Genomic DNA, 13,036 nt, shown 5'->3' on the forward strand with positions numbered 1-13,036 from the left:
CTCTCAGACCTGCACTGGTTCCCACGGCCACAGGTGACCGCGTGCGAGCTTCGTCGGCCACGCACGCCGGTCACGGTCACCTCTCCACCGCACGAGGCTGAAGCGCACCTGCCCGCCCGCCCCGACCTGCTTGTCGCGCCGCAACCCCAGACCGAACTCCGGCCACCCGAGGAGCGCCGACGACCCACGCGGCCGCAGATCGCGATCGCCGCCGGCAGACACCGAGTGCCCCGCGTGCGCCTCGATGAGCATCGCGACGTCGCGCTCACGCAGACTGTCGAGCGCGGCGAGCACCGGTGCGGCGTCGTCGTCGTTGTTGATCGACCCCGGGAGCAGCCGGTACAGCGGACCGATCAGCAGCAGATCCGGCCGCGTCTCGTCGATCCGCCGGTGCAGCTGCCCGAGGTCACCCGCCCGCGTGATGTCCATCCGCGGCACGAACTCAAGCGCCAGATGGTCGTGCGGGGCCCGCTGCCCGCGCATCTCGACCTCCTCCGCCATCGCACGCACCGCGCGCCGCCACTGCCGTTCGCTGTTCTCCGCGTCGACGACCAATACCCGGATCGGGTCGATCGGTGAGAACCGGAACGGATGGATCCCGCCGGCCGCGAGCACCGCGATCTGCCGGAGGAACGTCGACTTCCCGCCACCCTCCGACCCCGTCAGCATCAGCCGGTCGCGACGTTCGAGGACGTCAGGCACGACCCACTGGTACGCGTCCTCCTCCTCCGGAACGTCGAGCACCTGCCGCAGCGTGCGCGCGCTCGTCGTCGACGCAGCGTCCCGGTCCCGCAGAGCCCGCAGATCCTCGAGAGCCGTCGACAGGGCGACGCCCGTGTCAGGGGCGGACTGCAGCCGCGACCCGATCACCGTGAGCTGCCTGCGGATCGCGGCATCCCGCACGAGGCTCGCGTAGTACGGCGCCGACGACGTCGACGGGACCGCCGTCGCCCACTCCGACAGCTGCGGGAGGTCCACACCGCGGACGTCCCACGCGGCGAGCTGATCCCACACGGTCAGGTAGTCGACCGGCATCCGCTCAGCGACCATCCGGATGATGCCCGCGTAGATCGCGCCGAGACGCTGATCCTCGAAGTCGCGCGGCACGACCTGCTCCTGCACTGACCGCAGCACCCGAGTGTCCGCCATGATCGCACCCAGCACGAACCGCTCGGCCAGCGCCGACGACGTCGTCTCCAGCGTCCCGTTCATCGGTTGAACGCCATCCACTCGTCGCCCTCAGCGAAGTCATCGGTCGACGGGCCAGCGGGCGTCGCACCCGTGCGTCGCGCCTCCGGCTCGTCATCCCACCGGCCAGCGTTCAACCACGACGCCGGATGCGGGATGAACTGCTTCTCCGGGAGGTTCGGGTCCGCCGCATACCGGCGAGCGCCATCGACGACCAGTGCCGGATCGACCGTCCGCGCGACCCTCTCGAACGCCCGACGAGCAGCCTCCTTGCCCACCTTCCGCGGGTACGCCATGTAGAACTCGGCGAACGTCGCCGCCATCGGCTGGTCCACATCGCCCGGAGCGAGCAAACCTTCTGACAGATGTTCTTCTGAAGAGATGTTCTTCTTTGTGGCGGATTCACCGGACACGGCAAAACCGGACACGGTAAACCCGGACGCGGTCTGACCAGGGCTTTGCTCACCGCGTCCGGAAAACCCGGACACGGTGGGCGGATCGCACAGCTCGTACTCGATCTCACCGAACTTCCCCGCCGAACGACTCTGCGACCGCACCACGTAGCCATGGGTCACCAGTTCGTTCAGCGCCGACTGGATCGCGTCGCGACCCTCTTTGCCGACGGCCGCGAGCGACCGGATCGTGACATGCCACCCCACACGGTGCGACATGACCTCGACCAGCAGGCCCCGTGCCCGGCGCGAGAGCCGAGCATCCCGGGCCCACTCGTTCGGGACCGCGGTGAAGTGCTCGTCGATCGCGAGCCTTGCGCGTGTGATTCCCATCAGCTGGGGATCCCTTCCTCAACCTCGACCGCGCGGCCGCTCTCCGTGAGCAGCCACCACGTCTTGTCCATCCGACGCACCCGCACAGCTGCGGGCGCAAAATCCTCTGTTGTCGCGTTCTTCGGGATCAGCAGTCCCACCGCGAGCGCGACGCCGCGGTTCCGTTCGATGCGGCCGTGGCACCCCGTCGTGCCCGACCCGCACACGATCAGGCAGTTCGCGATCGACCCGATCCGGGGATCCGACGTGCCACCCATCCCCCGCGGCTTCCGGTGATGCGCCGACCACCCGATCCCCCGCGCCTCCCACTGCAGCTGCTTCCGGCAGAGGAAGCACCGCCCCTGCTCACGCTCGTAGAACGCCTTCCGCACGACCGCGGGAGTGAAGTCACCGGCGCCCATCACAGCCCCCTGCCCGCGTCGCGGTACACCAGCTCGACCTGCTTCCCGATCGACTGCACCCGCCCCGTGTAGTCCGACAGCAGGTTCCCGATCCGGCGGGCGTACTCGAACGCGACCACCGCGTCGTCGTACGCCCGCTTCTCCTCGAGCACCGCGAGCACGATCCGTGCCGTCTGCTGCGCCGGCGGCATGCCAGCGTGCTCGACACGTGCCCGCGCACGGGCCCGCTCCAGCTCGGTCGCGGCGCGACGCTTGAACGCCTCCGCCTGGTGGATCACGAGGACCATCCGCGCGGCATGCCGGGACACGTTCGCCAGCTCACCCATCACCCAGTCGGGAGTCCGGATCACACCGTCCTCCAGCGGCGACGTCGCGACGATCCGCGCGTCCTCCGCATACCCCTCGATGGACTCGACGTCGACGAGTTCCCCGTTCGGCCAGGTCAGCAGATCCGAGTCCACGTTCACCACGTCGCTCATCGCTCAAACGCCCCCACACCAGACACGTGCACCAGCTCGCCAGCGGCACGCTCGAACACGATCTGCCCGCCCTTGTCGGTCCGCGTGAACAGCCGCACGACGTCGCCCTTCTGCACCTGGTGCACGACCGCCTCGACGCCGGCGATCGACACGCGGTCACCGGGGAACACCACCCGCGCCGGCACCTGACCAGGCACCCGCAACCCGATCGGCACCAGCCCCGTCCGCCGGAAGTCGATCCCGAGGATCGCGCCGTGCTCGTTCCGCACCACCGGCTCGTTCATGACTGCCCCCCAGCGATCTCCCGCTCGACCTCGATCTCGCACGCCTCGCAGATCGCGCCCGGCTCGTCGACATGCGCAATGCCACACCGCGCGCACATCACCCCGGGATCCATCGCCAGCGGCTCCACGCGCCCATCTGCCGCGTCCTCCACCAGTTCCGCCTCCACCGGGGCTTCCTCGGGTTCCTTACCCGGCAGAGGGTCACGCTGCGCCGACCGGGTTCCAGGCGCCAGCGTCGGCTCAGCAGCCCCCCGAGGCGCACGAGGCGCGGGATCGGCGCCCAGCGCCTGATCCATCTCCTCCTCCGTGTACAGACCCGACAACTCCTGCGGGAACGCCTTCCGGAGCGCCAGCGCCTCCGCGACCTTCGCGATCATGACCTCAGGCATCCGAGCCCACATATCGCCGGGGACCTTCCGGCCCGTCTTCCGCCGGTTCGGGTAGTCGCCCTCGTACTCGTCGTTCAGCACGACGTACGACGAGAACCGCGCCACCGCGACCAGCGGCTCAGCGAAGTCGCGACGCAGCACCGCGACCCGGGCAGCGGCCGGCGGCTCGTTCGCCACCCACACGTCCACCCACGTCTTCCCGTCGGCGGTCCACTGCACCGGCTTCTGCCCGGCGTACTGCCGCGACCGCTCAGCGACCAGCCGGAGCCCGTCGATCGACACCTGGATGCCCCACTTGCCGCCCCGCTCGATCGCGTAGATCTGCCGAGCGATCGGGTCCAGTCCTGTACGCCGGCAGTGCGCGAGGAACGCGACCACGGTCGGACGAGGAGCAGGGACCGGGTCCTTACCCTTCTTGTGGATCACGAGCCCGGCAGCGTCCAGCAGCGCCTTCTGATCCGGTGTCCACTGCGACGGGTCGCCCGTCGTGGGCAGCTCGATCGACTGCGGCCGCGGCTGGATGGTGACCGTGGCCGACGCCACCTCCGCGCTCACAGCCAACCCTCCCCGGGCCGGTACAGCTCGCCGACGATCATCGAGTCCAACTCGGTTTCACCACGCGGGCCGTCCATCGCCTTCGCGACGCCGATGATCGACTGGAACACCTCCCACACCTCGTCGCCGCGAGACATCTCCACGACGTTGTACTTGTCCTCCTCGAGGTGGATCACCACGTGATCCGTGATGCCCAGGTCCGCCATCGGAACCTCGCCCTCGCCGTCGTCGACGTAGAAGTCGCCGCGGGCGTACCCCTCGAGCTGCAGGGCGTTGTCGCCGTAGACCGCCTTCGCCGTCTTGATGTCCGCGAGGAACACCCGCCCCGGGAACAGCGGCGTCGTGAAGACCAGGTCGAACGTCCCGCCGTACGGGATGCCCAGGTTGCAGATCGCCCGCTCCACCGCGACCGGCACGACCTGCCACTCGTTCAGGAACCGCACGTACTGGTCGACCTTCTTCGCGACCTCGTCGGGGATACCCTCGACCCGCTCACCGGTGACGAGCTTCTGCCCGTACCCGTGCACCGCGGTGCCCTTCACAGCCGCCGTGTTCCGCTTCCGCTCGTGCGCCTTCGCAACCGTCAGGATGAAGTCGGAGTAGCCGGCCTTCGCCAGCTCGTCACGCTTCTCCCACGCGAGCTGCGCGGCCTCGTTCGCCGCCCAGTTGATCAGCGCCGGCTTCGGCATCCCGAGGCTCAGGATCTTCGTGACCGAGATGATCTTCTGCCCGTCGAGCAGGTAGCCGTGGTTGCGGCCATAGTTGCGGCGACGGAACCGGCCAGCGCTCACACCCGCGAGCGTCGTCGCGGACCGCGACGGGGTCACGACTCCACCGCCTTGCGTGCGGCCGACTCCGCCACGACCAGCACATCTGCGACCGCGTAGCCAGCATTGCTGAGCGCCGCTTCGTGATCCATGTCGCCCTGGAACGAGCCCGGAAGCTCGCCCCAACCGGCGATCCCACCGTTCACGCTCGACGGGAAGATGTACGTCTCAGGGCGCCCGGTATCGAATGCCGCCGCGACAGCCGAGACGACCACGAACTCCCACCCGGCGAGAGGCGGGGAGAGGCGGTAGAGGCGCATCTCACCTCGGGCCCCGTTCTGCTTCGTGACGTCGCGCACCAGCGTCGCCGTCATGGCCTGGTCGCTCATTCGTCCACCTCCGGCAGGTCGAGCGCGTTCTCACCCGTGCGCTTCTTGTACGCCGCGTCCCGCAGCTTCAACGCCGCGGCGACCGCCTTCTCGTCGTGCAGCACCTCGATGTGCGTCGCCTTCACGACCGGGTACTGCTCCCCCGCGATCGCCTTCGACACCACCTCGTCGACCGAGTACGTCACGACCGCGACGAGCTGCTGCCCACCAGCACCCGCGATCAGGTCGTCCTCGATCCCGTAGAACCCGTTCCGCTCCTCAGCGGGCACACCCCGCGCGAACGACGTCGGCTTCGTTTCCATGACCCCTACTCCTTCCCGGCGGTCGACTCCCGACCACCGACAACCGGCCACGCGACCTTCGCGTGAGCCGAAACCTGCTTCGCGCTCATGGGCACCGGCCACGGCATCCCGAGCGCATGCGCGCCAGCAGCAGCCAGCACCACCGCATCCGCGACGTTGTGGTCAGGCACGTGAGCGCCCGGGAACGTCGCCCGCACCGCGTCGGTCACCAGACGCTTCCGAGCCGTCGGCGTCGTGCCGCGCGGGATCTTCCCCGAGAACCCCAGCGACTGCCGTGTCATCGGCGACACCAGCACCACCGGGCCACGAGCGAGCAGCTGGTCGACGAGCATCCACCGCAGACCCGCACGCTCATCAGCGAGCGGCGTGTACTTCGCCCCCATCGCGGGACCCTCGACGACCGCCAGGTCGAACGACACCGGCACCAGCGCGAGGATCTCGCGAAGCATCACCCGGATGCGGCGCCGGGTGCTCGCGACCGTCTCCACCTCCGCAGCGGCCGCGCGTCCCCGCCACGTCTCCCACCAGACCGCTTTGAGCGTCCCGTCAGCCCCGATCCCGAGGTCCGCCCGAGCACACCCGGAGATCGTCAACGACGTGTCGAATCCGAGAACGGTGCTCACAGCGTCACCGCCAGCACGGCGGCCGCGACGGCGCCAGCACACACCAGCCCGGCGAGCACCGCCCGCACCATCGGCCACGGGCTACGCGCCGGGATCTCCACCAGACCCTCGAGCCCGACAGCCCGAGACGCCGGCACCGGCTCCGGAAGGATGACCTCGACCGACTCCGTCGTCACCCGGATGCTGCGCTCAGTCACGACCGTGCCGCCAGACGCTGCGCCGCGTCGACCGCGATCTGCATGCCCTCCGGGTGGTGCCGCAGCATCCGCACCCAGTAGCCCTGCGCAGGGAACGACGACGCCAGCAGCGCGAAGTTCCCCAGGTCGGCGTTCACGAACGCCGTGAGCAGCGCGACCGTGAAGTGCCCGGGCTCCAGACCCCAGACCGGATCGCCGTAGAACCAGAGCACGTGCTGGATGACCTGCAGATCCAGCACTTCAGCCGGCGGGTTCGACGAGTCGGTTGCGGCGACCTCGTTGTGAATGTCCATGTTCTGTCTCGACTCCGTTGTGCGTGATCAGTGGTCGTGGGAGCCCGCCGGGGGCGCGGCGGCACTGGGGGATGCCGCGGCTCGGGGATTGCCCCCGGCGGGAGTCATGTTCGGGTCGTCCTCGAACCAGAACTCGTGCGTGAAGACGCCGAAGAGGTAGGCGGCGGCGGCCAGGAAAACCGCACCGAGCACCGCGACGCCCGTGACCTCGAAGTCGGCGCAGTCGAACCCGAGGAGCAGCAGGCCCAGCACGGCCAGCACGCGGGCGGTCATGCCGCCACCTCCGCGGATGCCAGCTCGACCGACGCCGCCGAGGACTCCGAGAAGAACGCCCCGACCGGGACGTCCAGCACCTTGCTCAGCGTGATCAGTTCCTCGCCCGTGAGGGGCGTCTCCCCTGTGATCCGCCGCCACATCGCCATGCGGGACAGGTGGAGAGCGGAGCTCAACGCAATCTGCTGGACTCGCTTCTCGGCTGCGATGCCGCGAACCCGTCGCGCCACGTCAGCGTTAGTTTCTATCGCCATGCGTTAGAAGGTAGCGCGAGAGGTGAGATTGTCCAAGTACCCGTGCAACGTTAGGCGTGGATGAGTAACGTCTAACGTGATTTCTGTATCGCTCTATGGTGCGGACGTATCGGGATGCGTTACACTTTTGCGCATGTCCAACACCTCGAACCTCGCAGCGCTTCACCCCGCGCCCCGCTCGGACGGGAACCGCCTCGTCGCAGCGAACATCCGCGCCGAGCTCGGATACGCAGACGTGAATCAGGGCGCGCTAGCCGCGGCCCTCGGCCTCAGCGAGATGGCACTCAGCCGCCGACTCAGCGACAAGTACAGCGCCGAGTTCAGCGCGAGCGAGATCTCCGCGGCCGCCGACTTCTTCGGCGTCGACCCGGGCGCGCTGTTCAACCGCCGCCGGCCCCTGCCCCTGGACACGAAAAAGGCCCCCACCCGTGAGGGTGAGGGCCAGAAGCTCCCCGGCTTGGACTCGAACCAAGAACCTATCGGTTAACAGCCGATTGCTCTGCCAATTGAGCTACCGAGGATCATGACCACCTTGCGGCGGGCAACTCGTCAATCCTAGCAAACCTGAAAGGGTGCTCGTGACTCACGACACGACGAGTTTCTGGTTCCCGTCATCTCCCGGGGTCCACAGCAGATCGCTCGTGCCGTGGCCGGCCGCCACGACGTGCCCGCCCCGCAGGACGAGCACATCCGCCTCGAGCTCGTCGACCGCGGCGGCGTCGTTGGTCACGATGAGCGCGGCCATGCCGTACTCCTGACGGCGGCGCAGGATCGCGTCGCGGGCGGCATGGCGCACCTCGACGTCGAGGTTGGCGTACGGCTCGTCCGCGACGAGCAGACGCGGTCGCAGCACGAGAGCCTTCGCGAGGGCGACGCGCTGACGCATGCCGGCGCTGAGCTCGTACGGGTACTTCTGCGCCGCCCCGAGCGGAAGGTGGAGCTCGTCCAGGAGTGCGGCGACGCGCACCTCGAGGGCGCGCTGGTTGACGCGCCGGTCCCGGCTCGTGATGGGCTCCCCCACGACCTCCGAGACCGTCATGCGTGCCGGCAGGTCGGCACCGGCGCGCTGCGGCAGGTACCCGGTGACGTAGGTGTGCACGCGGTGGGCGCGCCCGCGCTTTCCGACGCGCACACCCTCGACCACGGCGCTGCCGCCGACGAGGCTGAGGCCCGTGCCCCCGCGTCCGGCGAGCACCGAGGCGAGCGTGGACTTTCCCGAGCCCGTCGGACCCATGAGCGCGAGTGTCCCCGCGCGCGGCAGGGTGAAGGTGACTCCGTCGACCACACGCTCCGCAGACCCGGCGTGCGCGATCGAGAGGTCGTCGCACCGGATGGAGATGTCGGCATCGGCGCTCGTCGTCATCCCATCATCCTGCCTGGTCGCCCGCGTGCAGGCTACTCGGCGGCGAGCCGGGCGCGTTCCATGTCGAGTTCGCGCAGCCGCAGGCGCACCGAGCGGCCGCCGTCGGAGTCGGCTGCGACGCGCTGGATGTGCCGCAGCAGCTCGGACTTCTCCCGCTCGATCACCCGCAGTCGCAGCCGCCGCGCCAGGTCGGCGGTCGAGGCGATCGCACCGGCCTCCGTGCGCGCGGGGAAGTCGGCGGTGAGCAGTTCCGCGGCCAGCTGCTGGTAAGGCTCCCGTACGGCCTCGACGGCCGCGCCGGACCACCCGATACGGGTGCGGTCGGGCTGCTCCACGACGGCGCGGCGCACGGCCTCCAGGGCCGGGTGCTCGAACGGCAGGGCCAGCGCAGGGTCCAGCACCGCGGCATCCACCGCGTGACCGTACTGCAGCACGCCCATGATCGCGTCGCGCTCCAGCGCCACATCGGCGGTGCGCGGGAGCGAGGCCAGTGTCACGCGCGGCGCAGCCGGCTCGGCGGCGGCGCCGTCGCCGGCGGGCGCGGCGGACGCGGGGGCGACGGGAGTGGCCGGAGCCGACGGATGCCGCGACCCGCTGCTGCGCGCGGCGCGCTCCACCGCAGAGCTGACCTCGCCGAGCTCCAGCCCGAGTTTGCGGGCGAGCACGCGGGTGTAGCCGGGGCGGAGCGCGGGGTCGCGGATGTCGGCGACGATGGGGGCCGCGGCCCGCAGCGCACCCACGCGCCCTTCGACGGTGGCGAGGTCGTAGCCGGCGAGCCGCTGGTCGATGACGAACTCGAACATCGGAGCCTTCGCGTCGAGCAGGGCGCGCACGGCCCCGTCACCGCGCTGCACCCGCAGGTCGCAGGGGTCGAGCCCGCCGGGGGCGACGGCCACGTAGGTCTGCGCCGCGAACCGCTTCTCCTCGGAGAACGCGCGCAGTGCCGCCTTCTGACCGGCGGCATCCGGGTCGAAGGTGAAGACCACTTCGCCCGAGACGTCGCTGTCGCCCATCACGCGGCGCAGCACCGTGATGTGCTCGGAGCCGAACGCCGTGCCGCACGTGGCGATCGCGGTGGTGACGCCGGCGAGGTGGCAGGCCATGACGTCGGTGTACCCCTCGACGACGACGACGCGATGCTGCCGAGAGACATCGCGCTTGGCGAGGTCGAGGCCGTACAGCACCTGCGACTTCTTGTAGATGATCGTCTCGGGGGTGTTGAGATATTTGGGGCCCTGGTCGTCGTCGTAGAGCTTGCGGGCACCGAACCCGATGACCTGGCCGGTGACGTCGCGGATGGGCCAGATGAGACGACCGCGGAACCGGTCGTAGACGCCGCGCTGACCCTGCGACAGCAGGCCTGCCGCGACCATCTCGTCGTCGGTGAAGCCCTTGGCCTTCAGCGCGTCGCGCAGGTTCGACCACCCCTTGGGCGCGTACCCGACACCGAAGTGCGCGGCGGCTGCGGCGTCGAAACCGCGTCCGCCCAGGAAGCTGCGGGCGGCCTCGGCTTCGGGGATCGACAGCTGCGCGCGGAACCACTCGGCGGCGGCGGCATTCGCGGCGTACAGGCGCGCGCGCCCGGAGGTCTCGGGCGCCGCGGCGCCGTCTTCGTAGTGCAGCGCGTAGCCGAGGCGGCCGGCGAGCCGCTCGACGGCCTCGGTGAAGGACACGTGGTCCATCTGCCGCAGGAACGTATACACGTCTCCCGATTCCCCGCAGCCGAAGCAGTGGTAGAAACCGGCCTGCGCGCGCACGTTGAAGCTCGGGCTGCGTTCGTCGTGGAAGGGGCACAGACCCTTCAGTGACCCGACGCCGGCGGGCTTGAGCGCCACTCGCTCGCCGATGATGTCCGCGATGTTGGTGCGGGCCTTGACCTCGTCGACGTCGGCCTGCCGGATGCGTCCCGCCATCAGAGCCCCTCGAGGGGCTCCGGCAGCGCGAACGCGTGCGAAGCGGTGACGCGTGAGTCGGGTGCCCAGATCCCCAGGCTCGAGAGGTCCACCTGGCCGACGAGTCGCGAGTGCCACGAGATCGCGAAGCGGTCGGTGAGGCTGGCCACCTGGTCGACGACGACGCGGCGCCGCGCGGCATCCGTGTCGGCGCGTGCGAAGTCCTCGGCGTGCAGCATGTCGAGGTGCTCGGGGCGTTCCCACAGCACGGTCGCGAGGCGCTTGAGGAGGCGCCGCTGCTCCTTGTAGAGACCCTTGCGCCCCTCGATCGACACGACGAACGCGCCGATCGTGCCCTTGAGCACGGCCATCTCGGCCTCGATCACGCGCGGCACGATGACGTGGCCGCGGTAGCGGGTGAGCACGGGGGTCTCGTAATGCTCGCGCGTGGCCGACGTGGCGGCGCGGGCGAAGCGGCCGATGAGGTCGGAGGTGAGGTTCTTCAGCCCCGCCATGGCGGCGCGGGAGCCGTCGAACGACGTGATCCACTCCGGCATCCGCATGAGGCGGAAGAGGGCATCGTCCAGCTCGTCACGGGCGAAGTCGTAGCCGACCCAGGTCTGGATGGCGGTGAGGATCGCCTCGTGCTCGCGCGGGTCCGCCAGCCGGCGCGGGTCGAGGTAGCCGTTGACCACGGCGTCTTCGAAGTCGTGCACCGAGTAGGCGATGTCGTCGGAGAGGTCCATGACCTCGGCCTCGATGCAGCGCACGCGGCCCGGAGCGCCGGCGCGCATCCAGCGGAACACCTCTTCGTCCTCGGGGTACACCCCGAACTTCAGCCGCCCGCCCGGGTCGGGCACCGGCTGGTCGGCCGTCCAGGGGTACTTGCACGTGGCATCCAGGCTCGCCCGCGTGAGGTTGAGTCCGAAGCTCCGCCCCGTCTCGTCGATGACCTTCGGCTCCAACCGCGACAGGATGCGCAGCGTCTGCGCATTGCCCTCGAACCCGCCGATGTCCGCTGCCCAGTCGTTGAGCGCGCGTTCGCCGTTGTGCCCGAACGGCGGGTGGCCGATGTCGTGGCTGAGGCACGCGGTGTCGACGACGTCCGGCGACAGCTGCAGCGCGATCGCCAGTTCCCGGCCGACCTGCGCGACCTCGAGCGAATGGGTGAGGCGGTTGCGCGCGAAGTCGATGGGGCTCGCCGGGCTCAGCACCTGGGTCTTGGATGCCAGCCGTCGCAGCGCCGCCGAGTGCAGCACCCGGGCGCGGTCGCGTGCGAAGCTGTCGCGCTGTGAACGGTGCTGCTCGGGATGCAGTCGCGCGGCATCCTCGTGGTCGTATCCCGCGGGCCGTCCGGGCGCGACCCCGACCCCGCTCGCCTGCTCAGCCACCACTGTGGTCGAGCTCCGCTTCGGCGAGGACAGAGGATGCCTCGGGGGCGAGATCGCGCGAGGCGAGCCAGCCGTCGGGCAGGGCAGGACGCTTCGGGGTGCCGGCGCGACCGCGCTGGCCCTCCGCTGCGGCTCCCGGGTAGGGCGCGTCGAGGTCGAGGGTGGCGATGAGCTCGTCGATCTCGGCGATGCTCGACACCGTCGCGAAGCGCGCGCGCGTGTCGCCGCCCACGGGATAGCCCTTGAAGTACCAGGCGACGTGCTTGCGGATGTCGCGGCATCCGCGGTCTTCGTCTTCGAAGAACTCCACGAGCAGCTCGGCGTGGCGGCGGAACGCGGCCGCGACGAACCCGAGGGTCGCGTCGACCGTGGGGCCGCGCCGGCCGGTCGCGGAGAAGGCGGCGGCGAGGTCGCCGAAGAGCCAGGGGCGGCCGAGACAGCCGCGGCCCACCACAACACCGTCGCAGCCGGTCTCGGACATCATGCGCACGGCGTCGTCGGCCGACCAGATGTCGCCGTTGCCGAGCACGGGGATGCTCGTGACGGCCTCCTTCAGCTGGGCGATGGCCGACCAGTCGGCCTGGCCGGAGTAGAACTCCGCCGCGGTGCGGGCGTGGAGGGCGACCGCGGCGACGCCGGCGTCCTCGGCAATGCGCCCCGCATCGAGGTAGGTCAGGTGGTCGGTGTCGATGCCCTTGCGCATCTTGACCGTCAACGGGATGTCGCCGGCCGCGCGTGCCGCGCGGGTGACGATGTCGCGGAAGAGGTCGAGCTTCCAGGGCAGCGCCGCTCCCCCGCCCTTGCGCGTGACCTTCGGCACCGGGCAGCCGAAGTTGAGGTCGATGTGGTCGGCGTGGTCCTCCTCGACGAGGATGCGCACGGCGGCCTCGACGGTGGCGGGGTCCACGCCGTAGAGCTGGATCGACCGCGGCGTCTCGGACTCGTGGTGGCGGATGAGACGCAGCGTCGTGGCGTTGCGCTCGACGAGGGCGCGGGTCGTGATCATCTCGCTGACATAGAGACCGGCACCGTACTCGCGGCACAGCCGACGGAACGCGGTGTTGGTGATTCCCGCCATGGGCGCGAGCACGACCGGCGCATCGAGCGCGATCGGCCCGATGCGCAGCGCGGGTGCGGGTGCGACGGTGGAAGACATCCTGTCCATTCTCCCAGACTCGAGGCGTACCGAAGGTGATGCCGCCGCCCTATCG

At 70.0% G+C, this 13,036-nt stretch carries 18 protein-coding genes and 1 tRNA gene; all 19 read right to left on the reverse strand.

All coding sequences use genetic code 11. The features are described 5' to 3' along the window. Window positions 1–3 precede the first annotated feature (3 nt). The gene (locus tag ACFVR6_RS03815) at window positions 4–1,212 is read right to left on the reverse strand and encodes an AAA family ATPase (RefSeq protein ID WP_386959008.1); all 1,209 of its coding nucleotides are present in this window, start codon (window positions 1,210–1,212) and stop codon (window positions 4–6) included. Further along, window positions 1,209–1,973 carry a helix-turn-helix domain-containing protein gene (locus tag ACFVR6_RS03820; protein WP_386959010.1) on the reverse strand — a complete coding sequence of 255 codons (765 nt, stop codon included), beginning with the start codon at window positions 1,971–1,973 and terminating at the stop codon, window positions 1,209–1,211. The genes ACFVR6_RS03815 and ACFVR6_RS03820 overlap by 4 nt, the downstream gene beginning before the upstream one ends. Beyond that, entirely contained in the window at window positions 1,973–2,374 is a 402-nt protein-coding gene (locus tag ACFVR6_RS03825; protein WP_386959012.1) for an HNH endonuclease, read from the reverse strand. The genes ACFVR6_RS03820 and ACFVR6_RS03825 overlap by 1 nt, the downstream gene beginning before the upstream one ends. After that, the gene (locus ACFVR6_RS03830) at window positions 2,374–2,853 is read right to left on the reverse strand and encodes a hypothetical protein (protein WP_386959014.1); all 480 of its coding nucleotides are present in this window, start codon (window positions 2,851–2,853) and stop codon (window positions 2,374–2,376) included. Before ACFVR6_RS03830 ends, ACFVR6_RS03825 begins: the two co-directional genes overlap by 1 nt. Further along, complete coding sequence (locus tag ACFVR6_RS03835; RefSeq protein ID WP_386959016.1) at window positions 2,850–3,137, reverse strand: hypothetical protein; 288 nt, start codon at window positions 3,135–3,137, stop codon at window positions 2,850–2,852. Before ACFVR6_RS03835 ends, ACFVR6_RS03830 begins: the two co-directional genes overlap by 4 nt. After that, a complete protein-coding gene (gene bet / locus ACFVR6_RS03840) occupies window positions 3,134–4,081 on the reverse strand; it encodes a phage recombination protein Bet (protein ID WP_386959018.1) in 948 nt (315 codons plus the stop codon). The genes ACFVR6_RS03835 and bet overlap by 4 nt, the downstream gene beginning before the upstream one ends. Further along, window positions 4,078–4,908 (reverse strand): hypothetical protein, encoded by an 831-nt coding sequence (locus ACFVR6_RS03845; RefSeq protein WP_386959020.1) that lies wholly within the window; start codon window positions 4,906–4,908, stop codon window positions 4,078–4,080. Before ACFVR6_RS03845 ends, bet begins: the two co-directional genes overlap by 4 nt. After that, on the reverse strand, window positions 4,905–5,237 hold the full coding sequence (locus ACFVR6_RS03850) for a hypothetical protein (RefSeq protein WP_386959022.1): 333 nt from the start codon (window positions 5,235–5,237) through the stop codon (window positions 4,905–4,907). Before ACFVR6_RS03850 ends, ACFVR6_RS03845 begins: the two co-directional genes overlap by 4 nt. Next, a complete protein-coding gene (locus tag ACFVR6_RS03855) occupies window positions 5,234–5,539 on the reverse strand; it encodes a hypothetical protein (RefSeq protein WP_386959024.1) in 306 nt (101 codons plus the stop codon). The genes ACFVR6_RS03850 and ACFVR6_RS03855 overlap by 4 nt, the downstream gene beginning before the upstream one ends. A 5-nt stretch (window positions 5,540–5,544) precedes the next feature. After that, window positions 5,545–6,162, reverse strand: coding sequence for a hypothetical protein (locus ACFVR6_RS03860; protein WP_386959025.1), 618 nt, complete (start codon window positions 6,160–6,162; stop codon window positions 5,545–5,547). Continuing rightward, entirely contained in the window at window positions 6,159–6,359 is a 201-nt protein-coding gene (locus ACFVR6_RS03865; RefSeq protein WP_386959027.1) for a hypothetical protein, read from the reverse strand. Before ACFVR6_RS03865 ends, ACFVR6_RS03860 begins: the two co-directional genes overlap by 4 nt. Next, the gene (locus ACFVR6_RS03870; RefSeq protein WP_386959029.1) at window positions 6,356–6,652 is read right to left on the reverse strand and encodes a hypothetical protein; all 297 of its coding nucleotides are present in this window, start codon (window positions 6,650–6,652) and stop codon (window positions 6,356–6,358) included. The genes ACFVR6_RS03865 and ACFVR6_RS03870 overlap by 4 nt, the downstream gene beginning before the upstream one ends. 27 nt (window positions 6,653–6,679) lie before the next feature. Beyond that, window positions 6,680–6,925, reverse strand: a complete 246-nt coding sequence (locus ACFVR6_RS03875; RefSeq protein ID WP_386959031.1) for a hypothetical protein — start codon at window positions 6,923–6,925, stop codon at window positions 6,680–6,682. Then, window positions 6,922–7,101: a hypothetical protein gene (locus tag ACFVR6_RS03880; protein ID WP_386959033.1), complete on the reverse strand. Its 180-nt coding sequence runs from the start codon at window positions 7,099–7,101 to the stop codon at window positions 6,922–6,924. The genes ACFVR6_RS03875 and ACFVR6_RS03880 overlap by 4 nt, the downstream gene beginning before the upstream one ends. Window positions 7,102–7,627: 526 nt before the next feature. Further along, window positions 7,628–7,700 (reverse strand) — tRNA-Asn (locus tag ACFVR6_RS03885). A 62-nt stretch (window positions 7,701–7,762) separates the two neighbouring features. Then, complete coding sequence (locus ACFVR6_RS03890; RefSeq protein WP_386959035.1) at window positions 7,763–8,542, reverse strand: ATP-binding cassette domain-containing protein; 780 nt, start codon at window positions 8,540–8,542, stop codon at window positions 7,763–7,765. A 32-nt stretch (window positions 8,543–8,574) separates the two neighbouring features. Beyond that, a complete protein-coding gene (gene dnaG / locus ACFVR6_RS03895; protein WP_386959036.1) occupies window positions 8,575–10,455 on the reverse strand; it encodes a DNA primase in 1,881 nt (626 codons plus the stop codon). Continuing rightward, a complete protein-coding gene (locus ACFVR6_RS03900; protein ID WP_386959038.1) occupies window positions 10,455–11,825 on the reverse strand; it encodes a deoxyguanosinetriphosphate triphosphohydrolase in 1,371 nt (456 codons plus the stop codon). The genes dnaG and ACFVR6_RS03900 overlap by 1 nt, the downstream gene beginning before the upstream one ends. Further along, window positions 11,818–12,981, reverse strand: a complete 1,164-nt coding sequence (gene dusB / locus ACFVR6_RS03905) for a tRNA dihydrouridine synthase DusB (RefSeq protein ID WP_386959040.1) — start codon at window positions 12,979–12,981, stop codon at window positions 11,818–11,820. Before dusB ends, ACFVR6_RS03900 begins: the two co-directional genes overlap by 8 nt. Between the last annotated feature and the right edge of the window lie 55 nt (window positions 12,982–13,036).

This window comes from Microbacterium sp. NPDC058021 (assembly GCF_042885955.1).
In the GTDB taxonomy this organism is placed as follows: domain Bacteria; phylum Actinomycetota; class Actinomycetes; order Actinomycetales; family Microbacteriaceae; genus Microbacterium.

Coding starts and splice junctions, on each gene's coding strand:
- ACFVR6_RS03815 (WP_386959008.1), bottom strand. CDS start 1,212: ATGAACGGGACGCTGGAGACGACGTCGTCGGCGCTGGCCGAGCGGTTC.
- ACFVR6_RS03820 (WP_386959010.1), bottom strand. CDS start 1,973: ATGGGAATCACACGCGCAAGGCTCGCGATCGACGAGCACTTCACCGCG.
- ACFVR6_RS03825 (WP_386959012.1), bottom strand. CDS start 2,374: ATGGGCGCCGGTGACTTCACTCCCGCGGTCGTGCGGAAGGCGTTCTAC.
- ACFVR6_RS03830 (WP_386959014.1), bottom strand. CDS start 2,853: ATGAGCGACGTGGTGAACGTGGACTCGGATCTGCTGACCTGGCCGAAC.
- ACFVR6_RS03835 (WP_386959016.1), bottom strand. CDS start 3,137: ATGAACGAGCCGGTGGTGCGGAACGAGCACGGCGCGATCCTCGGGATC.
- ACFVR6_RS03850 (WP_386959022.1), bottom strand. CDS start 5,237: ATGAGCGACCAGGCCATGACGGCGACGCTGGTGCGCGACGTCACGAAG.
- ACFVR6_RS03855 (WP_386959024.1), bottom strand. CDS start 5,539: ATGGAAACGAAGCCGACGTCGTTCGCGCGGGGTGTGCCCGCTGAGGAG.
- ACFVR6_RS03870 (WP_386959029.1), bottom strand. CDS start 6,652: ATGGACATTCACAACGAGGTCGCCGCAACCGACTCGTCGAACCCGCCG.
- ACFVR6_RS03875 (WP_386959031.1), bottom strand. CDS start 6,925: ATGACCGCCCGCGTGCTGGCCGTGCTGGGCCTGCTGCTCCTCGGGTTC.
- ACFVR6_RS03890 (WP_386959035.1), bottom strand. CDS start 8,542: ATGACGACGAGCGCCGATGCCGACATCTCCATCCGGTGCGACGACCTC.
- dnaG (WP_386959036.1), bottom strand. CDS start 10,455: ATGGCGGGACGCATCCGGCAGGCCGACGTCGACGAGGTCAAGGCCCGC.
- dusB (WP_386959040.1), bottom strand. CDS start 12,981: ATGTCTTCCACCGTCGCACCCGCACCCGCGCTGCGCATCGGGCCGATC.